This is a genomic window from Streptomyces sp. AF1A, from assembly GCF_047340315.1.
In the GTDB taxonomy this organism is placed as follows: domain Bacteria; phylum Actinomycetota; class Actinomycetes; order Streptomycetales; family Streptomycetaceae; genus Streptomyces.
The window spans coordinates 30,003-49,709 of the sequence record NZ_JBLEBI010000011.1; the positions used below are offsets into that span (position 1 = coordinate 30,003).

General features: G+C 71.6%; 18 protein-coding genes and 1 pseudogene. 9 read left to right on the forward strand and 10 right to left on the reverse strand.

The window, feature by feature from the left end:
* Positions 1-242: 242 nt before the first annotated feature.
* Complete coding sequence (locus ACLU3S_RS05845) at positions 243-1,268, forward strand: helix-turn-helix transcriptional regulator (RefSeq protein ID WP_413950650.1); 1,026 nt, start codon at positions 243-245, stop codon at positions 1,266-1,268.
* 72 nt (positions 1,269-1,340) lie between these two features.
* Here ACLU3S_RS05845 and ACLU3S_RS05850 read toward each other — a convergent pair whose 3' ends face one another.
* A complete protein-coding gene (locus tag ACLU3S_RS05850; protein WP_413950651.1) occupies positions 1,341-2,483 on the reverse strand; it encodes a glycosyltransferase in 1,143 nt (380 codons plus the stop codon).
* Positions 2,484-2,649: 166 nt separating this feature from the next.
* Here ACLU3S_RS05850 and ACLU3S_RS05855 point away from each other — a divergent pair, with 166 nt between their 5' ends.
* Both ACLU3S_RS05855 and ACLU3S_RS05860 read left to right on the forward strand, forming a co-directional pair.
* On the forward strand, positions 2,650-3,093 hold the full coding sequence (locus ACLU3S_RS05855; RefSeq protein ID WP_413950652.1) for a VOC family protein: 444 nt from the start codon (positions 2,650-2,652) through the stop codon (positions 3,091-3,093).
* A gap of 161 nt (positions 3,094-3,254) precedes the next feature.
* Complete coding sequence (locus ACLU3S_RS05860) at positions 3,255-4,703, forward strand: dihydrolipoyl dehydrogenase family protein (protein ID WP_413950653.1); 1,449 nt, start codon at positions 3,255-3,257, stop codon at positions 4,701-4,703.
* Positions 4,704-4,813: 110 nt separating this feature from the next.
* On the opposite strand, the gene ACLU3S_RS05865 is transcribed toward ACLU3S_RS05860, so the two are convergent.
* Together ACLU3S_RS05865 and ACLU3S_RS05870 are read right to left on the reverse strand one after the other, a co-directional pair.
* Entirely contained in the window at positions 4,814-5,323 is a 510-nt protein-coding gene (locus tag ACLU3S_RS05865; RefSeq protein ID WP_413950654.1) for a hypothetical protein, read from the reverse strand.
* A gap of 358 nt (positions 5,324-5,681) precedes the next feature.
* A complete protein-coding gene (locus tag ACLU3S_RS05870; RefSeq protein ID WP_413950712.1) occupies positions 5,682-6,872 on the reverse strand; it encodes a YbfB/YjiJ family MFS transporter in 1,191 nt (396 codons plus the stop codon).
* A gap of 300 nt (positions 6,873-7,172) precedes the next feature.
* Between ACLU3S_RS05870 and ACLU3S_RS05875 the strand changes: the two genes are divergently transcribed.
* Positions 7,173-7,790 carry a TetR/AcrR family transcriptional regulator gene (locus tag ACLU3S_RS05875; protein WP_413950655.1) on the forward strand — a complete coding sequence of 206 codons (618 nt, stop codon included), beginning with the start codon at positions 7,173-7,175 and terminating at the stop codon, positions 7,788-7,790.
* Between the two features lie 555 nt (positions 7,791-8,345).
* On the opposite strand, the gene ACLU3S_RS05880 is transcribed toward ACLU3S_RS05875, so the two are convergent.
* Positions 8,346-9,191 carry a prephenate dehydratase gene (locus tag ACLU3S_RS05880; RefSeq protein WP_413950656.1) on the reverse strand — a complete coding sequence of 282 codons (846 nt, stop codon included), beginning with the start codon at positions 9,189-9,191 and terminating at the stop codon, positions 8,346-8,348.
* A gap of 345 nt (positions 9,192-9,536) precedes the next feature.
* Between ACLU3S_RS05880 and ACLU3S_RS05885 the strand changes: the two genes are divergently transcribed.
* Both ACLU3S_RS05885 and ACLU3S_RS05890 read left to right on the forward strand, forming a co-directional pair.
* Entirely contained in the window at positions 9,537-10,604 is a 1,068-nt protein-coding gene (locus ACLU3S_RS05885; protein ID WP_413950657.1) for an alpha/beta fold hydrolase, read from the forward strand.
* Positions 10,605-10,773: 169 nt separating this feature from the next.
* A pseudogene (locus ACLU3S_RS05890) lies at positions 10,774-10,899 on the forward strand (Bax inhibitor-1/YccA family membrane protein); the annotation flags it as partial.
* A gap of 166 nt (positions 10,900-11,065) precedes the next feature.
* On the opposite strand, the gene ACLU3S_RS05895 reads toward ACLU3S_RS05890, so the two are convergent.
* From ACLU3S_RS05895 to ACLU3S_RS05905, 3 genes are all read right to left on the reverse strand, one after another.
* Entirely contained in the window at positions 11,066-12,166 is a 1,101-nt protein-coding gene (locus ACLU3S_RS05895) for an NADH:flavin oxidoreductase/NADH oxidase (protein WP_413950658.1), read from the reverse strand.
* Between the two features lie 160 nt (positions 12,167-12,326).
* Positions 12,327-13,019: a cytochrome b/b6 domain-containing protein gene (locus tag ACLU3S_RS05900; protein ID WP_413950659.1), complete on the reverse strand. Its 693-nt coding sequence runs from the start codon at positions 13,017-13,019 to the stop codon at positions 12,327-12,329.
* Positions 12,967-13,689: a molybdopterin-dependent oxidoreductase gene (locus ACLU3S_RS05905; RefSeq protein ID WP_413950660.1), complete on the reverse strand. Its 723-nt coding sequence runs from the start codon at positions 13,687-13,689 to the stop codon at positions 12,967-12,969. The genes ACLU3S_RS05900 and ACLU3S_RS05905 overlap by 53 nt, the downstream gene beginning before the upstream one ends.
* Before the next feature lie 322 nt (positions 13,690-14,011).
* Between ACLU3S_RS05905 and ACLU3S_RS05910 the strand changes: the two genes are divergently transcribed.
* The gene (locus ACLU3S_RS05910; protein WP_413950661.1) at positions 14,012-14,575 is read left to right on the forward strand and encodes a CGNR zinc finger domain-containing protein; all 564 of its coding nucleotides are present in this window, start codon (positions 14,012-14,014) and stop codon (positions 14,573-14,575) included.
* Between the two features lie 209 nt (positions 14,576-14,784).
* Here ACLU3S_RS05910 and ACLU3S_RS05915 read toward each other — a convergent pair whose 3' ends face one another.
* From ACLU3S_RS05915 to wrbA, 3 genes are read right to left on the reverse strand one after another with little or no spacing between them, the layout of a single operon-like run.
* Positions 14,785-15,156 carry an SgcJ/EcaC family oxidoreductase gene (locus tag ACLU3S_RS05915; RefSeq protein ID WP_413950662.1) on the reverse strand — a complete coding sequence of 124 codons (372 nt, stop codon included), beginning with the start codon at positions 15,154-15,156 and terminating at the stop codon, positions 14,785-14,787.
* A 34-nt stretch (positions 15,157-15,190) separates the two neighbouring features.
* Positions 15,191-15,484, reverse strand: coding sequence for a muconolactone Delta-isomerase family protein (locus ACLU3S_RS05920; protein ID WP_413950663.1), 294 nt, complete (start codon positions 15,482-15,484; stop codon positions 15,191-15,193).
* 18 nt (positions 15,485-15,502) lie between these two features.
* The gene (gene wrbA, locus ACLU3S_RS05925) at positions 15,503-16,114 is read right to left on the reverse strand and encodes an NAD(P)H:quinone oxidoreductase (protein WP_413950664.1); all 612 of its coding nucleotides are present in this window, start codon (positions 16,112-16,114) and stop codon (positions 15,503-15,505) included.
* Between the two features lie 444 nt (positions 16,115-16,558).
* Here wrbA and ACLU3S_RS05930 point away from each other — a divergent pair, with 444 nt between their 5' ends.
* Both ACLU3S_RS05930 and ACLU3S_RS05935 read left to right on the forward strand, forming a co-directional pair.
* Positions 16,559-17,272, forward strand: coding sequence for an SDR family NAD(P)-dependent oxidoreductase (locus tag ACLU3S_RS05930; RefSeq protein WP_413950665.1), 714 nt, complete (start codon positions 16,559-16,561; stop codon positions 17,270-17,272).
* Between the two features lie 325 nt (positions 17,273-17,597).
* Positions 17,598-19,601, forward strand: a complete 2,004-nt coding sequence (locus tag ACLU3S_RS05935) for an AfsR/SARP family transcriptional regulator (RefSeq protein ID WP_413950666.1) — start codon at positions 17,598-17,600, stop codon at positions 19,599-19,601.
* Positions 19,602-19,707 lie beyond the last annotated feature (106 nt).

Below are 19,707 nucleotides of genomic sequence, written 5' to 3' on the forward strand. Positions count from 1 at the left end.
GCGAACGCCGCCCGCGCCTCCCGTCCGGGAGCACCCTCGAAGCAGCCTGACGTCCCGCATCGCGCCACGACAACGCATCCATGAGGCCGTGGGCCGCCGCGGACGGGCGGACCGGGCGGTGCGGCACCTCGCTGGGGCCGCACCGCCCTCCGGTGCCCGGCGGACATACCATCGAGCCCGGCAAAGCAAGGAGTTCGGCTCGGGCGCACCCCGAGTCCCGGCGCACAGGAGTGTCAGGCCGCATGGACGTCACGTCGGACAATCCCTGGGCGGGTCTGGGACTGAACGGAGTCGAAGGGCGGGTCCTCGAGCACCTGACCGGTCTGCTGTCGGCCGAAGCGCACGCGGTGGCGGAAGCGGCCGGGGTGTCCGCGTCGGAGGCCGAACAGGCGCTGCGGCGGCTGGAGCAGGCCACGCTGGTGATACGTACCGGCGGCCCGCGCACCCGCTGGGCCGCGAGCCCGCCGCGCTCGTCGCTCGGCGCCCTGCTCGCACGCCGGCGGACCGAACTGGCCCGCGCCGAAACGCTGGCCGAGCGGCTGTACACGGCGTACGAGGCGGTGTCGGGTCCGCGGTCGGCACACCTGGTGGAAGTGCTGGAGGACGGGCACGAGGTGGCGGCTCGCTACACCCAACTGCTGCGGCACAGCGCGGTGGAGGTCCTGCACCTGGCGAAGCCGCCGTACGTGACGGCCGACGAGACACCCTCGCGCGAACCGGCCGTCGCCTCCGGTGTGCGTCTTCGCTCGGTGTATGAGACGGAGGGTTTCACCGATGGGGTGTCGCTGCGAACGGCCCTTAGCGGAACGGCACATGGCGGAGAGCTGCGGCTGGCGGCGCGGCTGCCGACGAAACTGGTGGTCTTCGACCGTGCGGCGGCGCTGCTGCCCGTGCGCGCGGACCTGCCGGCGGCAGGCTCACTGGTGGTCCACTCCCCCGCCCTGGTCGCCGTGCTGGCCGCACTGTTCGAGACGCTGTGGGAGCGGGCGGTGCCGGCTTCGCTGGAGTCGCGGCACGACCGTCCCCTCCCCCTGAGCCGCCCTCCGGCGGCTCGGTTCGATGAACGGACACGGGAGGTCCTCCGGCTGATGGCGACCGGCATGAAGGACGACGCCATCGCGCGGGTGCTGGGGCTGAGCCGTCGTACGGTGCAGAAACATGTCAGTGACGCGGGCACCGCCCTCGGCGCGAAGACGCGCTTCCAGATCGGGATGCTGGCGGCGGAGCGAGGACTCCTCCAACCGGGCTCCGGCGGCTCGCGCGCCTGAGGGTTCGCGCCCGGCGGACCACGGCCCGCCGGACGCGGATACTGTCGGACCCTCGGTCCCCGCCGACGCCGGCTATGCGCCGGCCGAGGCGACGAGCCGGGCCGCCACTTCCGTGGCCGACGGCATCGCGGCGATCTCGTCGCGCAGACGGTGCGCCGCGGTGGTGAAGGCGGGCTCCTCCAGCAGTCGTCGGACGGCGGCGGTGACCGCCTCCGGTTCCTGCTCGCCGATCGGCAGCGCCAGCCCGGCTCCCGAGGCCTGGAGACGGTTGGCCTGGCGCTGCTGGCCGGCCGTGCCCGGCACCACGACCGCGGGCACACCACGGGCCGCCGTGCCGAACGTCGTACCGGAACCGCCGTGATGCACGACGACGGACACGCCGTCGAGCAGTTCCGCGGCCGGCACGAAGGTGACCAGCTCGACTCGTTCCTGGTCCAGCGCGAGAGGGTCGGCGGGAACGCCTCCCGACGTCGCGACCAGGTCGACGTCGAGGGTGCCGAGGGACTCCAGCACCGGGCCCAGGCGAGGTGCCGCGCCCGGGGCGGTGCTGAAGCCGACCAGCACCCGGGGCCGGCCGCTCCCTGCGGCCCGCGGCGCAGGCGGGGTGCCGTCAGGGGCCCGGTGGGGTTCCGGCCGCAGCGCCTTGCGCGCCAGGTCGGGCAGCGCACCGTCGCGCTGCAAGCTGGGCGGGCAGAGGTCCAACAGCACGTCGCCGGACGGTGCGTGGGCCGGCGCCTGCAGGCCGCGCGCGAGATAACGGGGGCGCACGGTCTCGGCCAGGGCGTGGAGGACATCCGGTTCCAGTGCCGGATCGATCGCCATCACCACCGACGGCACCTTCAGCACGGAGGCGACGAGCGGCCCCACGAAGTCGCAGTGCTCCGACACGATCAGGTCGGGCTCCCACGCGCGTGCCCCGGCCAGAGCCTCGTCCAGGCCGAGGTCGACGCGCGCACCGGCGAAGAACTGTCCGACGAACTCCGTCGGCCGATGGGCCGGCGTGCCGCCGCCGGAACGCCGGGTCACCTCGGCGATCACGGCTTCCGTCGTCGGACCGGCAGCGATGAGGGGGAAACCGTCGGGCTCGATCAACCCCGCCATGTGAACGGACGTGGCGAAGGCCACGACCTGCCCCTGCTGCCGCAGTGCCCGCGCCAGCGGAAGCATCGGCAACACGTGTCCCGGCATGGGATTACCGAACATGAGAATGCGCATGGCTGCACCCTACAGGCATTGTTGCACGTTCAAGTATGGCATCCGGCACTCACACTCATCACGCATCACCTGCTTGACCGGTGACGAGTCGAGCTGCCATCATCTCACCGGTTGAACCGGTGACGCCGGGACCGCAAGCCTCCGTCCTGAAAGAGAGAGCCCGCACATGGATCTGAAACTCGAAGTCGTCGTGCTTCCCGTCTCCGACGTCGACCGGGCCAAGGCCTTCTACGAGAAGGCGGGATTCCGGCTGGACGTGGACTATGTCGCGGACGAGAGCTACCGCGTGGTCCACCTGACACCCCCCGGCTCGCAGTGCTCGATCCTCTTCGGCACCGGGGTCACCACGGCCGCACCGGGTTCGGTGCAGGGCCTGCACCTCATCGTGTCGGACATCGTGGCGGCCCACGCCGAACTGGTCGGCCGCGGCATCGAGATGGGCGAGATCTTCCACGACGCGGGCGGGGTGTTCCACCGCGGCACGGAGGAGGGGCGGGTCGGCGGCCCCGACCCGCAGCGCGCCAGCTACGGCTCGTTCGCGGCATTCAGCGACCCGGACGGCAACGGCTGGGTGCTGCAGGAGGTCACGACCCGGCTTCCCGGCCGGTGACTACGGCCGGGGACGGCCGATGACGACGGGCTGGAAGGCCGAAGACCACGGGTTGGAGGCCGAAGACAACGGCCGTGCCCACGGACGCGGCTGAGGGCCCAAGGGCTCCCGGTGGCCCGCGCCGAGCGGGCCGGAGCGCCGCACAAGTGACAGGAACAGTGGTGGAAGAGGACTCCCGCACCTACGACGTGGTCGTCATCGGCGCGGGTCCGGTCGGCGAGAACGTCGCCGACCGGACCCGCGCCGCCGGACTCAGTACCGTGATCGTCGAACGCGAACTGCTCGGCGGCGAATGCTCGTTCTGGGCCTGCGAACCCAGCAAGGCGCTGCTGCGGCCGGTCGTGGCACGCGCCGACGCCGGCCGCGTTCCGGGGCTGGCCCGCGCGGTGCAGGGGCCGCTCGACGTGGAGGCGGTGCTCGCGCACCGCGACAGGATGGCGGCCCACTGGAAGGACGACGACCAGGTCGACTGGCTCGGCTCGGTCTCCGTCGACCTCATACGCGGCCACGGCCGGCTCACCGGCCCCCGGCAGGTGTCGGTACGGACCGCCGACGGTGGCAGTGTCCGGCTCACCGCGCGGCACGCCGTGGCGCTGTGCACCGGCACGGGTACGGCCCTGCCCGGCATCCCCGGGATCGACGCCGTACGCCCGTGGACCAACCGTGAGGCCACCGCCGCCGCGCGCGTACCCGGCAGGCTGGCCGTGGTGGGCGGCGGTGTGGTCGCCGTCGAACTGGCCACCGCCTGGCAGGCGCTCGGCTCCCGGGTCACCCTGCTGGTCCGCGGCACGGGACTGCTGACGAAGATGGAACCGTTCGCCGGGGAACTGGTCGCCGAGGAACTCCTCGCGGCCGGGGCCGACATCCGGCTGGGGGCCGAGGTCGCCTCCGTGGAGCGCGAGAGCAGTACGGGCGGCGCGGTCCGGATCACACTGGCCGACGGGGAGGTGGTGGCCGCGGACGAGATCCTGTTCGCCACCGGACGCGCACCGCGCACCGGGGACGTCGGTCTGGAGACCGTCGGCCTGACACCCGGCGACTGGCTCACCGTGGACGACACCTGCCGGGTGACCGCCGTGCCCGGAGGCTGGCTGTACGCGGTCGGCGACGTCAACCGACGGGCTCTGATGACCCACCAGGGCAAGTACCAGGCCCGCATCGCGGGCGCGGCCATCGGCGCCCGCGCCAAGAAGGCGCCGCTCGATGACGCCCGGTGGGGCGCGCACGCCGCGACCGCCGACCACGCGGCCGTGCCTCAAGTCGTGTACACCACGCCCGAGATCGCCTCCGTCGGTCTCACCACGCACGAGGCGGGGCGGACCGGGCGCCGGGTGGAGGTGGTGGACTACGACCTCGCCCGTCTCGCGGGAGCACAGCAGTACGCCCCCGGATACCGCGGCCGGGCGCGCATGCTCATCGACGCCGACCGCGGCACCGTCGCCGGCGTCACCTTCGCCGGGCCGGGAGTCGGGGAGCTGCTCCACTCCGCCACGATCGCGGTCGCGAGCGAGGTGCCGGTGGAGCGCCTCTGGCACGCGGTGCCCGCCTTCCCCACCATCAGCGAGGTCTGGCTGCGACTCCTGGAGACCTACCGGGACCGCGGGAGATAGGCGGGAGACAGTGCAGGTCGGTGTTCATGCCGGCCATGCCCGGCTCGCAGGGGTAACCCGCTCTCCCCTGCACAGAACCGAGACCGCGGTCGGCTCGCCCCATGCGGGACTCAGTCGACAGCCAGCACCTTCACCGCGCCCACCCCTGACTTCATCGAGCGCACGAGGATGTCGAAGAGGTACTTCTCGTCATGGCCCGGGCGCAGTCTCACGCTGTGGCCGGGCAGGAGCTCGGGAGCCGGCGACAGCCGGCGGTCACCCTCGCGCCGCCCGCTCACCAGGGTCACCATCACCGGGGTCCGGCCGACATTGCGCAAGGTCACTGCGGTGGTCAACGGACACTTGCCCGAGTGACCTTCCCCGCAGTGGAAACGGACGTCACCGAAGGCGGTCGTCCCGCACGACACCTCGTAGCGCCGGTCGGACAGCGACGTGCACACGGCGCCCTTCGCGATGACCGCGAGGGCGCGATCACTGTGTGTATCGCCCTTCGGGGAGCCCAACGCCATGGCCCCGAGGACGACCAGGATCGCGAGTGCGGAAGCCGCGGCCCCCCACATGCCCAGCGGCACCGAGGCCGGCTCTCGGGAGTACCGGACCGACCGTGAAAATACTTGCATGGAAAAGTGTGTTCCCCGTAGTTGTCGAATGAGGCGGCCACCCTGAAAGCGCACCAGACAGGGGGGCCGCCCCGGCCCCGCCGGCGGGGTGGTGCGGCGGGAGTCTGCCGTCGGGGAGAGGTGGCGCCGCAAGGACCGGGTTCCGGTCGCTCAACGTCGGGCGGGACCCGGCACAATGCCGCTCACGGTGCCGGGTCCCTTCTCCCCTGCCCCGCTCCGGCGTGCTCGCCGGAGCGGGGCCCGCGGGGCCCTGCCGAGCGGGCGCGAAAACCCGCCCCGGTCCCGCCGCTCCACCGACCACGGCGGCGGGAAGCCCCGTCGGAGAGGAAACGTGTGCAGCACCCTCCGAGGTTCACACTCAGGCTTCGGCAGCCGCCTCCGTCGGGGCGGCGGGCCGCTCACCGCCAGGAGCGGATCCGGGGCGCGGGCCCGCGTGCATCGCCGGCATGGTGTGCGGGAAGCCTGCGCGGAGCGCGAAGGCGGCCAGCGCCGAGGCCAGGACGATGCCGGCGGCCAGCAGCAGAGCCTGGTGGTAGCCGTGGTGAAGGAGGGGGGTCGCCACCAGGGGGCCCAGGATCTGGCCGACCGAGTAGCCCGCGGTCAGCAGGGCGACGGCGCGCGGGAACCGCAGGTGCGTGCCCGCTCCCAGGGCCAGGGTGCTCACGCCGATGAACGTGGCGCCGAACAGCAGCGCGGAGATCAGCGCGGCAGACACGCCCCCGACCAGCGCCGGCAGGGCGATGCCGACGGCCTGCACGCAGAGTGCGGCGAGCAGCAGGTCGGGCCGGGACCAGCGGCGCCCCAGACCGGCCCACAGGGCGGAGGACGGGATGGCCGCCAGACCCACCAGCACCCACGCGCCGCTGCCGATCCAGCCGGGCGACGTCTGGTTGATCGCCGCGACGAGGAAGGTGCCGGCGATGATGTAGCCGATTCCCTCCAGGGTGTAGGACGCGAACAGGGCACTGAACCAGCGGTGGGTGCGCGGCCCGGAGGTGTGGCCCTCGGGTGCCGGCGCCGAGGGGACCGTCCGGGCCACCGGCTGCGGTGCCGGCTCCGGACGCAGACCCCAGGCGCAGAGGGTGAGTACCGCGGCCAGCGCCGCCGAGGCCCACCAGGTGGCCTGCCAGTTGCCGACCGTGCGCAGTGCGAGGACGAGCACCCCGGACAGCGCGATCCCCGCCCCGACCCCGCCGAAGGCCCAGCCGGGCAGGTGGGCCGGATGCTCACGCAGGTGGCTGAGGAGCGAACTCGCGGCGATCACGAAGATCATCGCGCTGAGCGCTCCCGCGCCGAGGCGGAGGAGGAGCCAGACGGTGATGCTGTGGGTGAGCGGCATGCCGGCCAGCGTGGCGGCCAGTGCCAGCAGACTGCCGCGCAGGACCGCCGGGGAACGGACCAGTCGGGGAAGGAAGGTGCCGGCCAGGGCCCCGATCAGATAGCCGACGTAGTTCGCGGTCGCCAGGTTCGCTCCGGCTCCGGCCGACAGGCCGGCCTGTGCGTGCATCAGCGGGAGGATGGGGGTGTAGACGAAGCGGCCGACGCCCATACCGGTCGCCAGTGCGGCGGCGGCCTGGAGGACGTGGATCCACGGTGACCGCTGACTGCCTCTCACGGTAAGGGACGTGCGTCGCGGGGGCCCTGCGACCGGTGCCCGGCCGGCGCCGGGAGCCGTCGAGTCGATGTTTCGCCTACGTGCCATGAGACCAGGCTGCGCACGCCGGCCTGGGGAAGTCCACGACGCGTCCCCTTCCTGCTGCGAGCGTCAGGCTCCCAGCGGGCCGGGAGCCACCCACCAGCGTGCGGAAGGGCTCCCCGCAACGTAGCCGAACGGTCGTATACTCCGCCCATGGGACGGACGAGCGATGCCAAGAACAAGATCCTCACCGCTGCTCGGTCACTGATCGAGCAGCGGGGCTACTCGGCTCTGGGCGTCGCCGAGATCTGCAGGACGGCGGGCGTTCCCAAAGGCAGTTTCTACTACTTCTTCGACTCCAAGGAAGCGCTGGTGCTCGCTGTCATCGAGGAGCACTGGAGCGCCGAGCGGCGCGAGTGGGAGCAGGCCCTGAACGGCGGCGCCGAGCCCCTGCGGCGGCTGCGGCAGCTGTTCGGGGCCATCGAGGTGCGCCAGCGGGCCGGTCAGGAAGGCTGCGGATCGGTTCAGGGGTGCATGTACGGCAACCTCTCCCTGGAGATGAGCACTCAGGCCGAGGCCATACGGCAGCGCCTGCAGGGGATCTTCGAGGCGCAGGTGGAGCTGGTCGAGGCGGTCGTCGCCGAGGCCCGGCGGCGTGGCGAGGTGAGCGTGCCCGACACCCGCGCTGTCGCCCGGTCCATGGTCGCGCAGCTCGAGGGCCAGGTGCTCTTCGCCAAGCTGCACAACGATCCCGCCCGGCTCAGTACGCTCTGGCCGAGCTGCCTCGCCCTGCTGGGCGTGCGGGACCATCACGTCCCCGCCGGGGCGTGACCACGAGCACCGCGTGGGTCACGCGGGGGCTCCGTGGCTGCCCGCGGTCCTCACGTAGCGCGGCGCGATGGCCGAGCACGGGAGGGACGACGACCTGACCGGCCGGCTCAACTCCGTCTCGGTGGCCGTCGACCACGGCATCGGGCGCGTCGCGGGTGCGCGCCCGTGCGCCGAGAGCGGTCGCGGTACGGCTCGCCTCGTGCTCGACGAGGCCGCAGATGCCGTGCAGTCCGTTCCTTTGGCCGCGCTCGCGCGCCTACCGGGACCCAGGCATCCGCGCGTCGTCCGGTTCGGTCTGCCGAGGTGGCCGTGGAGCCTTGGCAGGGCAGCTCCGGACCGTTCCGGGCAGGCGGATCCGGCGCAGACGGGCAGGGGCATCGGCGGATTCCGATCGCTTCACAGGTTCTCCCGTAGGTGCGTCCACGTCCGAGGTGCGCGGCACCGTGCAGCGCAGCAGGCCCGGGGCGACGTGGGTATGCATCGGCAACCAGGAATGATCACGAGGTATTCCGCGACACCTCGGACGGGGCGCGGGTCACCTCACCCGCCGGCAGATCAGCCCTGCGGCCCGCTCAACCTGTGGGCGTGCGCGGGGTACACGCCGAGGATGCGCACTTCGGTCGAGAAGAAGCGCAGCTCCTGCAGGGCGAGTTCGACCCGTGGCTCGTCGGGATGGCCCTCGATCTCGGCGTAGAACCGGCTGGCGTTCAGCCCGGCGCCCATCTGGTAGCTCTCGATCTTGGTGAGGTTGACGGCGCTGCTGGCGAATCCGCCGAGCGCCTTGTACAGCGCGCTGGGGATGTTGCGGACGTTGAAGAACAGGCTCGTCATCGTGGGCTCGGCCGTGGCCGGCGCCGGTGCGGCGTCCCGGGAGAGCACGACGAACCGCGTGGTGTTGTCGGGGTCGTCCTCGACCTCCGGGCGCAACACCTCCAGGCCGAACAGCTCCGCGGCGGCAGGTGGCGCGAGGGCCGCGTGCCGGGGATCGCCCAGCTCCGCCACCTCGCGGGCCGCCCCTGCCGTGTCGTCGCTGACCAGGGTGCGCCAGCCGCCCTCGCGCAGCACCTTGCGGCACTGCCCCAGCGCGTGCACGTGGCTGCGCACGAACTCCACCTGGTCGAGCGAGGTGCCGGGTACCGCCATCAGGTCGAAGCGGATGGCCAGGAAGTACTCGGCGACGATGAACAGCCCCGACTCCGGGAGCAGATGGTGCACGTCCGCGACGCGTCCGGCGGCGGAGTTGTCCACCGGGATCACCGCGACGTCGGCGGCGTCCAGGGTGACTGCCTCAAGAGCCTGCTCGAAACTTGTGAACGGCAGCTCCCGGCACGCGGGATACAGCGTTCGCGCGACGGTGGAGGAGTTGGACCCGGGTTCACCCTGGTATGCGACGGTCGTCACCGTGTTTGAGCCTTCCGCGTGGGGATGTGCTGCGGGACGCCGTGAGCCGCGCAGCGAACCGCATGCACTGAAGTATGGGCGATGCGCCCAGGACCAGGGCCGCCAAGGGGCGCCGTCATGGCGCCCGGACGGGGGCAGCGCCTGTCCGTATCCCCCCGCGACCACATGGTGGAACAGCAAACCGACCCGGCCGGGACCGATTTCACGCGTCACCGGTTTGACTGGTGACGCATCGCTGTGGAACAGTCGTCGAGCATTCGCACCGCAGTGACCCCGGGGAATGACCGACCGGAGCGCCTGCGATCGACACATCCCCGTTCACTCCCGTATGCCGGAGGGCTTCTCATGATCAACAGGCGTACCTTCAACAAGGCCATGGGCCTTGGCACCGGCGCGGCCGCGGTCTCGCTGGCCGGCTTCCAGACGAGCGCGAAGGCCTCACCCGCCCACCACACGGCAGGCCACGGCCCGGCACCGACCGTGCCGACGGTGACCCCGGGCACGCACACCTCCTTCGCCCGCCTGAAGCAGGTCCGGGCCGGTGTGCTGGACGTCGGCTACGCCGAGGACGGCCCCAAGCACGGACCCGTCGTCATCTGCCTTCACGGCTGGCCCTACGACATCCACAGCTACGTCGACGTCGCTCCCCTGCTCGCCGCACAGGGATACCGGGTCATCGTGCCCTTCCTTCGCGGTCACGGCACGACGCGCTTCCTCTCCTCCCGGACGTTCCGCAACGCCCAGCAGTCGGCGGTCGCTCTGGACATCGTCGCCCTGATGGACGCCCTCAAGATCGACAAGGCCCTGCTCGCGGGCTTCGACTGGGGCTCGCGCACCGCCGACATCATCGCGGCCCTGTGGCCCGAACGCGTCAAGGCTCTGGTGTCCGTGAGCGGATACATCATCACCAACATCGAGGCGCAGAAGAAGCCCCTGCCGCCCAAGGCCGAGTACGCCTGGTGGTACCAGTACTACTTCGCCACCGACCGGGGCCGGCTCGCGATGGAGGACAAGACCGACCGGCACGACCTGTGCCGGCTCGTCTGGGACACCGTCTCCCCCACCTGGGACTTCGACGACGCCACCTTCGAGCGTACGGCCGCCGCGTTCGAGAACCCCGACTACGCGGCCATCGTGATCCACAACTACCGCTGGCGGCTGGGCCTCGCCGAGGGGGAGCGCCGCTACGACCGGTACGAGAAGCTGCTCTGGACCCGTCCCGTCATCGAGGTGCCGACGATCACGCTCGACGCCGAGCGCGACCCGTTCACCCCTCCCGGCAACGGGGCCTCGTATCGCGACCGCTTCACGGGCAAGTACGCCCACCGCACCCTGACCGGGATCGGTCACAACCTGCCGCAGGAGGCACCGACGGCCTTTGCCCAGGCGGTCGTCGACGTGGACCACTTCTGAGGCCGGACACCCGGCCCGTCCCGCAAGGGAGCGACGTGAAGAGCAGTCATCCGGTCTTCTCCCACCGTGGCTTCGCCCGGCCGGACGCCGCGGCCCAGGTCGGTGCGCGGCAGCCGGCCGGTGCCGCAGCCACCGGCGCCGCGGGCGATCACCAGACGTTCCGGCGCACCCCTCCCCGGCCCTGAATCTCGGGTACGCGGCGTTCGAGAGCGTCTTCCTCGGTGTCGTCTCCGACGCCACGTCGACGTACACCGCTCCGGGCGTGATCGTCCAGGCGGTCCCCGGCACCTCCGCGTCGCCGCCGGTGTGCCGCTCCGGAGTCGCCGACGTCCTTCTCGACGCCTGTTTCCTGGCCCTGGATCCGGTCACGGACCGGAGAGCACCGTGGACATCACGGGAAAGGCGGGCGAGAACCACCGGAACGTGACCGGCGGCCGATCGTCACATCCGACGCGTCGCCATCAGGACCGGTGGTACTGCACCGGGACGGCCACCTCGCCGCCCAGTTCGCCGGCGGCGTGGCGCGCCCAGTACGGGTTGCGCAGCAGTTCACGGCCCAGCAGGACCGCGTCGGCCCTGCCGGACGCGATGATCTCCTGAGCCTGGGCCGGTTCGGTGATCATGCCGACGGCCGCCACCGGCATGCCCGTCTCGCTGCGGACCCGCTCGGCGAAGGGAACCTGGTAGCCGGGGCCGACCTCGATCTTCGCGTCGGGGACGTTGCCTCCGGTGGAGATGTCCATGAGGTCCACCCCCCGAGCCTGAAGCTCCTTGGCCAAGCGGACGGTGTCGTCGGTGGTCCAGCCCTCGCGGCCGTCCGCCGGGTTCTCCGCGAGCCAGTCGGTGGCGGAGATCCGGAAGAACACGGGCAGTTCCTCGGGCCACACGGCGCGCACGGCGTCGACGACGTCCAGGGCGAACCGGGTCCGGCCCTCGAACGAGCCGCCGTACTCGTCGTCCCGGCGGTTGGTGTACGGGGAGAGGAACTGGTGGATCAGATAGCCGTGCGCGCCATGGATCTCGGCGACCTCGAAGCCCGCCGCGAGAGCGCGCTCGGCCGCGGCGGCGAACTGACGGACGATCTCCTCGATCCCCTCCCGGGTCAGCTCCCGCGGAGTCGTCGACGACTCGCCGAAGGGCAGCGGGCTGGGGGCGAGCGGCGTCCAGCCGTAGGGCTCGTCCGGGGCGATCGGACGTCCGCGGTCGACCCAGGTCCGCTCCGTCGACGCCTTGCGTCCCGCGTGCGCCAGCTGGATGCCGGGCACCGTGCCCTGCGCCTTGAGGAAGGCGGTGATCCGCCGGAAGGCGGCGACCTGCGTGTCGTTCCAGATGCCCAGGTCGTACGGGCTGATCCGGCCCTCGGGGCCGACGGCCGTGGCCTCGGTGATGATCAGGCCGGTGCCTCCCGTGGCCCGCGCGGCGAGGTGCGCGAAGTGCCAGTCCGTCGCCGCGCCGACCGCGTCACCGTCCGGAGCCGCACTGTACTGGCACATCGCCGCCATCCAGATGCGGTGGGGAATGGTCAGCGACCGGAGCTTGTAGGGGGTGAAGAGGGAAGTCAACTCACGACTCCTTGCGAGAGGCTGTGTACCGCGACGGGTCCGAGGTGATCCCGGTGCCTTCCACACCGGGACCCCGCACCCACAGCCAAGTGTAACCGCATAAATTTCGTAGGCCTTCTACCCGCGTGTGCAAATATTTCGCCAATCGCACGTCGCCGTGTCAGACGACGTCCGGCTCGTCGGGCACAGCCGCTCTCCGGTCGTCCGGCAGCCACCGGGAATGGTGCCGCTCGGCCCAGGACCTGCTCACGTAGCCCGTGCGCATCCCGAGCCTGGCCTCGGGGTCCTGGTAGGCCTTGCGCATGTGACCGATCAGAACGACGGCGATCGCCCAGGCGAGGCAGTCGTGCACGAAGATGGCGCTGGTACGGGAGATGAAGGGCAGCAGCCCCATGAACCACATGAGCAGGCCGGTGAACATCATCACCAGCACCGCGCCCGCGATCCACCCCGCATAGATCTTCTGCCCCGCGTTGAACTTGCCGGCGGGGCGCGCTTCCGGCCATGTCCGCCGCCTGCGGACGGCCCTCAGCCACTGCCGGTCGTAGACCGCGAAGCGGTTCAGCCGCCGCAGGTCCGCGCGGAAGTCCGGGGAGGCCAGCCCCAGCAGGGACGGGACGGGCAGACAGATGCCCGACCACTCGTGGACGGTGGCCATGAGGTGGCGGCGGCCGACCAGCTCGGCCAGCGGTCCGAGGTACAGGCATGCCGCCGTGACCAGGCACAGCAGCATGAGCCACCCGGTCGCCCTGTGGACCATCCGTTGCACCGGGCCGAACCGGCGGACCTGGCCGGGCCGCTCAGGCAGGACCGGCGCCCCGGTCGGCGTCGTCGAGCCAGCCGTCGACCGCATAACCGCGCTCCTCCCAGTAACCGGGTATGACCTTGTCGGTCACCGTGATGCCGGACAGCCACTTGGCCGACTTGTAGAAGTACATGGGGGCCACGAACAGGCGCACCGGTCCCCCGTGCTCGTGGGTGATGGGCTTGTCCTGCATGGTGAGCGCCACCAGGACGTCCGAGCGGCGCGCCTGCTCGAGGGTCAGGCTCTCGCTGTAGGCGCCGTCGAAGCAGGTGAACCGGATGGCGGCCCCCTCGGAGCGCACTCCGGCGGCATCGAGGAGGTCCGCGAGTTTCACGCCTTGGAAGGGCGTGTTGTCCACGCGCCACCCGTCGGTGCACAGCACGTCGTGGACGATCCGCGTCTGGGGCAGTGCACGCAGCTCGGGCAGCGTGTAGGTCCTCGGCCGGTCGACCAGGCCGTCGATGACCAGCGCGTAGGTGGCGTCGTCCTTGCGCGGCACCGAACCGACGACGCTGTAGTAGCGGAAGCCGCCCGGGTTGGGCAACAGCCCGGTCAGCCCCGTCGAGTCCACCTGGGAGGCGGCACCCAGGACGCCTTCCCAGCCGCGCTGCAGGTAGGGAGCGGCGGCGAGACCCGCGCCGCCCGCGGCGAGCATGCCCAGCAGCGCGCGCCGTGCCACAGGTGCGCCGTCGGCGTTCCGCCTCGGCTGTTCTGCCATGTTCCGTCCTTTTCAACGGTGGTGACCGCGCCGGCGGCACACGTCGTCGGTGACGGGCCGCGCGGGCAGCCGAAGGTGGTGACCGTCGCCATCCGGAGGGCGCATCGTCCACTGCGGCATCCCGGCCTCCGCGCCGGTACGTGACGCACCGGCGCCGAGTCATGCGGAACGGCGGACAGGAGCCGAGAGTCAGTGGCCGGGGCGTCGACCTCGTCACCAGTCTAAGTGGTGACGATGCTGGCACGGCCCCGCGTAAGCTGTCAACGACGCGGGGGCGGCGAAACGCTTGCCCTACACCGGAGTCACCTGTCAGAATGGTGACGTGAATCACGAGCATGCCTTCGTCTGCGGCAACCCGGCCCTCGACTTCGCCGCGACTCTGCGCGCCCGGCGGACGGTGCGCTTCGAGATGTTCGCGACCCCCGACCGGCTCGACGCGTGGTTCCTGGAGTCCGGGCTGGTCGACAGCACGACACCCGCCGGCGAGGCCGACGTCGAGCGGGCCAAGGCGCTGCGGGAGGCGATCTACGAACTGATCACCGCCCGCCGCCTCGGCGACGAGTACGGCAAGAAGGCGCTGAGCGTGCTGAACGAGGCGGCGCGCAAACCGCCCGCGACACCGCAGCTCACGCCGGCCGGACGCAGGACCGAGGCGACCCCCGAACAGGCCCTGTCCACCGTCGCCCGGCACGCCGTCGAGCTGCTCAGCGGTCCGGACGTGCCCCTGCTGAAGGAGTGCGACAACCCGGAGTGCACACGCATCTACATCGACCGCTCCCGAGGCAAGCGTCGCCACTGGTGCGACATGGAGGCCTGCGGCAACAAGTTCAAGGCGGCCGCCTATCGCGCCCGCAAGAAGAGCGCCCCCTCGGCAGCCACTCACTGATCGGCGGCACCACCCGGAAGAGGGGGACCGCCGAGGCTTCGGGCACCCGAGCAGCCGGAGGACTCCACCGCATCCGCCGCCGCAGGCACGTTCGGGCCGTGCGCGCCTTGGCGCATGCGCCGCACACACCGGTGGCCTGCCGCGCTTCCTCGCAGCAGGCCACCGGTCGATCAGGTGCCGTCAGGCCGTTGCCCTGACAGCCGTACGCATCAGTCGCGCCGGGCGACTTGGTAGTGAGCGATGGACCACTCGCCGTCGACTCGCCGGAGCACGACCGTGAGCGTGACCGGAATGGTCGGCCGGTCGGTGAAGGAGAAGTCCACGCTCAGGTGTCCGAGCAGGACGTCCTCGGCGAACGACCGGATCTCGAGCACCTCGTAGTCCGCCGCCAGCCCGAGCGGCTGGGAGTCGTAGTACTGCGCGACCCCGGTCCGTCCGACGCTGTAGGGGCGCAGCCCCTGGAAGATCGCGTCCTCGGTGAAGCACGCGGCCACCTGCTGCGGTTCATGTGCATCGACCGCGGCCTTCCAGCGGTCCATGACCTCGAGCAGGACGGATCGCCGTGCGTCCGCACTGTCCATCAACGGTTTCTCCTCTCGGAATCGCGCCGGCGACTCAGCTCGCGCGGCCCGGGTCGTTGGGGTGCCGCTGCAGGGGCGTGACGACCGCGGTCATCCAGGGCCACAGCGGCAGGCTGCCCAGGACCTCCTCGCGCAGCTCCGTCTCGTCGTCGGCACACCACACGCCGATGCTGCGCAGCTCGCCGACCGGACGCCACAGGCGTACCAGACGCCCTTGAGCGGCGAGTTCGCCGGCCCGCACCGCCTCGGCGGCCCGGATCCGGTCCACCTCCGCCTGCTCGGTGCCCTCGGGCACGGTGGTGGTCAGCTCGACCAGGAATTCCTTCACGACCTTGTCCTCCTCCGGTCAGGCAGCGGACTTCAGCAGCTGCGCGATCCTGACGACTCGCTCGGCCTGGATGCGGGCGGCGGCACGCGTGGTCTCGTCCACCGGGTTGCTGCCCTGGCCGTCGACGTGCGAGGTGCCGTACGGGTTGCCGTCGACGAACTTCTGCGGGTCGGTGAAACCGGGCGTGACCGAGATGCCACCGAAGTGGTGGATGGAGGTGTACAGGGACAGCAGGGTCGCCTCCTGCCCGGCGTGCGCCGTCGCGGTCGACACGAACCCGCTGTAGACCTTGTCCGCCAGCTTGCCCGCGGCCCACAGGCCGCCCAGGGTGTCGATGAACTGCTTCAGCTGCGCGGAGACGTTGCCGAACCGGGTCGGCGTGCCGAACAGCACCGCATCGGCCCACTCGACGTCCTGCGCAGTGGCCTCCGGAATGTCGGCGATGGCCGCGTGGTGGGCGGCCCAGGCGGGGTTGGACTCGATCGCCGCCCGAGGGGCGAGCTCGGCGACCTTCAGCAGGCGCACCTCGGCACCGGCCTTCACGCCCGCGTCATGGAGCTCCTTGGCGATCTCCGTGATCGTACCGGTGGACGAGTAGTGAATGATCGCAAGCTTTACGGGAGTGCTCACGGGGTGCTCCGTTCCAAGGGGGTGTCCGGCCGCCGGACTAGACGACCGGTCGCCTAAATTAGGTGGACGGTCGGCCGGTGTCAAACGCGGACGCCGCACACGGCGTCCTGAGGAGCCCACGCCCGCCCGCCGTCGTCGCTCATGCCCCGTATCCCCGGCACCATGTGAGAAGTCGCACGCCTCAGCACATGTGCCTCAACGGCGAGTCGATACGTGTGAGCCAGGGGGGCGGCACCGCCCGGGGATGTCCCTCCACCGCCCCGCACCGCAACCGCCGCCTCCCCGCCGCAGGCTGAGCACCCCCACCCGCCGAGAGGCTCCCCGGGGCGATTCGCTCTAGGTTGAGACTGACGGAAACCGCCGTCGCTCATACCCATGAGGCCAGGCACTCGGCCGCTCGCAGGGCAAGAACGTCACAGGGAGCCTCTGTCCCGGAGAATCACGATGAGCTCACCCGAAAAGAAGGTCGCCGTCATCACCGGCGCGTCCCAGGGCATCGGCGCCGGCCTGGTCGACGCCTACCGCAAGCTGGGCTATGCCGTCGTCGCCACCTCCCGAGGCATCGCACCCTCGCAGGACCCCGATGTCCTCGCCGTCCGGGGCGACATCGCCGACCCCGCCACCGCCGAGCGCGTGGCGAGCGCCGCCGTCGAGCGCTTCGGACGCATCGACACCCTGGTCAACAACGCCGGCCTCTTCGTGTCCAAGCCCTTCCACGAGTACACCCAGGCGGACTACGACGCCGTGACGGGCGTGAACCTGACCGGGTTCTTCCGCATCACCCAGCTCGCTGTCGAGCGCATGCTCGCGCTGGGCGCCGGCCATGTGGTCCAGATCACCACCAGCCTGGTGGACCATGCCAGCTCCGCGGTGCCCTCCGTGCTGGCGTCGCTGACGAAGGGCGGGCTGCAGTCCGCGACCAAGAGCCTGGCCATCGAGTACGCCACCCGCGGCATCCGCAGCAACGCCGTCGCGCTGGGCATCATCAGGACGCCGATGCATGGCGAGGAGCACCAGGAGTCCCTCGCCCGCCTGCACCCGGTCGGCCGTATGGGCGAGGTGAGCGACGTCGTCGACGCGGTCGTCTACCTGGAGAACGCGCCCTTCGTCACGGGTGAGATCCTCCACGTCGACGGCGGCCAGAGCGCCGGACACTGACGGGCGTCTTTCGCGAAGCAGGGCTGATGTCGCTCTGCGCGTCGCGCCGTATGGCTCCTGGGCGTCCCGGCGTCCGTGACGCGGCCCGCCCGGGGTCCGTGCTCCTGGCGGTGTGCCACATGACCTGTCAGCTTGACACGTAAACCAACTCGCCAATTTACTTGACACGGCAAGCGGGATTGCTGTCAGCGGGCCGCGCAGACTGGAAACCTTCGGGCTCCGGTGTGCGGGCACCCGTCAGACCGTCCGAGTCTGTTGACAACGTTGTCACCTCACCTCGGCTCCGAAGACAGCGCAGTGATACGTGAGGTACGGCAACGACACCATGGACGCGACAGTGCAGTACTCCATCCTCGGCGCCGTGCGCGCGCTGCGAGGGGACACCGAGCTCGACCCGGGCCCTCCGAAGCGGCTGGCCCTGCTCGCCCTGCTGCTCCTTCGCGCGCCGGGCCCCGTCCCGGTGAGCCAGGCCGTTGACGTCCTCTGGGACGACGAACCGCCGGCCAGCGCCGTCAACGTCGTACACCGGCACATCGGCGCCCTGCGGCGCGTGCTCGAACCGGGGCTGCGCAGCCGGACCGACGCGGAACACCTGGCCCGCTCCGCGGACGGATACCGCCTCCTCGTCGACACCTCGACGTCCGACCTCCTGCGTTTCCGCGACCTCCGCGCCCAGGCGCAACGCGCGGTCAGACAGGGAGATCCCGCGCGAGCCGCGCAGGACTTCGTCGAGGCCCTCCGCCTGTGGCGCAGTCCGGTCGTCGCCGACGGCACCCCGGTGGCCGGGCACCCGGTGTTCACCTCGATGGGACACGAGTTCGTGGCGACGGCCAAGGAGGCGACCGACGTCGTTCTCGCCTCCGCGCCGGCCCTGACGGAAGCGGTGCTGGCGGCCCTGCGCATGGCCGTCGACCACCATCCCTTCGACGAGGCCCTGCACGCGCGGATCATCGCCGCTCTCGGCGCCGACGGACGGCAGGCGGAGGCCCTGCAGCAGTACGAGACCGTCCGCCGCGCCCTGGCCGACGAACTCGGCGTCGAACCCGGCCCGGGCCTGCGCGCGGCCCGCCGGCGCCTGCTGCGGCACTCGCTCTCCCGGGCCGCGGGCAGAGCGGCACTGCCCGGGGCCACGGGCGGCAGACCGGCTCAGCCTGCTCATCTGCCCGCCGACTCGGCGTCGTTCGTCGACCGCACGGAGGCGCTGAACCAGTACGGCGAGCTGCGACCGCCGACGGCCGAACCCCACTCCCCCGCGAGGATCGTGGCCCTGTGCGGCATGGCGGGGGCCGGCAAGACCACCCTGGCCGTGCACTGGGCCCACCAGAACGCCGACCGCTTCCCCGATGGACAGATCTACGTGGACCTTCGTGGACACCATTCCTCGCGGCCGCCCCTCGACCCGGCCGAGGCCATGAGAGCCGTCCTCGACGCACTGGACGTCGCCCGCACCGGGACGGCGGATGCCACTGCGCTCCACGCCGCCTACCGCGGTGCGCTGGCCGGGCGGCGGCTGCTTCTCGTCCTCGACGACGCCGAGGACTGCGCACAGGTACGCCCGCTGCTGCCCGCCGGGCCGGGCTGCCTCGCCGTCGTCACGAGCCGGCGCCGGCTGGACGGCCTGACCGTCACCCACGACGCCCGGATCCTCACGCTGCACCCGATGACCGGTCAGGAGGGCCTTCAGCTCCTCGAACACCGGCTCGGCACGGAGCGGGTCCGGGCCGAACGCGCCGCCGCCGAGGAGATTGTCGAGCTGTGCGGAGGGCTGCCGCTGGCACTCGCCGTGACCGGAGCGCGAGCCTCGTCGCATCCGCGATTCCCGCTCGCCTCGCTCGCGGCCGAGCTGCGGCACGGTCTCGTCGCGCTGTCGACCCAGGACGCCCGCACGGACGTCCGCAGCGCGCTCCGGCGCACCTATGAGGCGCTGAGCCCAGGCGCGGCGAGGCTGTTCCGCCTGCTCAGTCTTCACCCCTCGGGCGACATCACGCGCGAGGGGGCCGCCGGCCTGGCCGGGACGGGGCTGCGCACAGCCCTGCAGCACATGGCCGAGCTGGCCGATCACCATCTGCTCGTCGAACGGGCCCCGGGGCGGTTCACCTGTCACGCCCTGCTGCGCTCCTACGCGGCCGAGCTGAGCTCCGAACTGGATGCGACCGGTGTGCGGGTTCAGGCGCGCGCCAGGATGTTCGATCACTACCTGCACAGCGCCGAGGCCGCTGCCGCGTTGCTCGCACCGCACCGCAGAGAGGTGATCCTGCCGCCGCGGCCCCGGGGTGCGCCCGCGGGGGTCCAGCGGACGCACCGAGGCCGCCGCACGGATCACCGCTGAGTGCAACTCCCTGCCGGCCCCGGGCCGGGACGTGTGGCACTGCCCGCGCGGCGATACGTTTCGCGGGCCACCGGGCCCGACGCCGGAGAGGTTCCCGCGGCCGAGC

Coding starts and splice junctions, on each gene's coding strand:
- ACLU3S_RS05900 (WP_413950659.1), bottom strand. CDS start 13,019: ATGCGGTCGACGGCTGGCTCGACGACGCCGACCGGGGCGCCGGTCCTG.
- ACLU3S_RS05855 (WP_413950652.1), top strand. CDS start 2,650: ATGGATCTGAAACTCGAAGTCGTCGTGCTTCCCGTCTCCGACGTCGAC.
- ACLU3S_RS05845 (WP_413950650.1), top strand. CDS start 243: ATGGACGTCACGTCGGACAATCCCTGGGCGGGTCTGGGACTGAACGGA.
- ACLU3S_RS05885 (WP_413950657.1), top strand. CDS start 9,537: ATGATCAACAGGCGTACCTTCAACAAGGCCATGGGCCTTGGCACCGGC.
- ACLU3S_RS05915 (WP_413950662.1), bottom strand. CDS start 15,156: ATGGACAGTGCGGACGCACGGCGATCCGTCCTGCTCGAGGTCATGGAC.
- ACLU3S_RS05930 (WP_413950665.1), top strand. CDS start 16,559: ATGAGCTCACCCGAAAAGAAGGTCGCCGTCATCACCGGCGCGTCCCAG.
- ACLU3S_RS05850 (WP_413950651.1), bottom strand. CDS start 2,483: ATGCGCATTCTCATGTTCGGTAATCCCATGCCGGGACACGTGTTGCCG.
- ACLU3S_RS05870 (WP_413950712.1), bottom strand. CDS start 6,872: ATGGGCGTCGGCCGCTTCGTCTACACCCCCATCCTCCCGCTGATGCAC.
- ACLU3S_RS05905 (WP_413950660.1), bottom strand. CDS start 13,689: ATGGCAGAACAGCCGAGGCGGAACGCCGACGGCGCACCTGTGGCACGG.
- ACLU3S_RS05875 (WP_413950655.1), top strand. CDS start 7,173: ATGGGACGGACGAGCGATGCCAAGAACAAGATCCTCACCGCTGCTCGG.
- ACLU3S_RS05865 (WP_413950654.1), bottom strand. CDS start 5,323: ATGCAAGTATTTTCACGGTCGGTCCGGTACTCCCGAGAGCCGGCCTCG.
- ACLU3S_RS05935 (WP_413950666.1), top strand. CDS start 17,598: ATGGACGCGACAGTGCAGTACTCCATCCTCGGCGCCGTGCGCGCGCTG.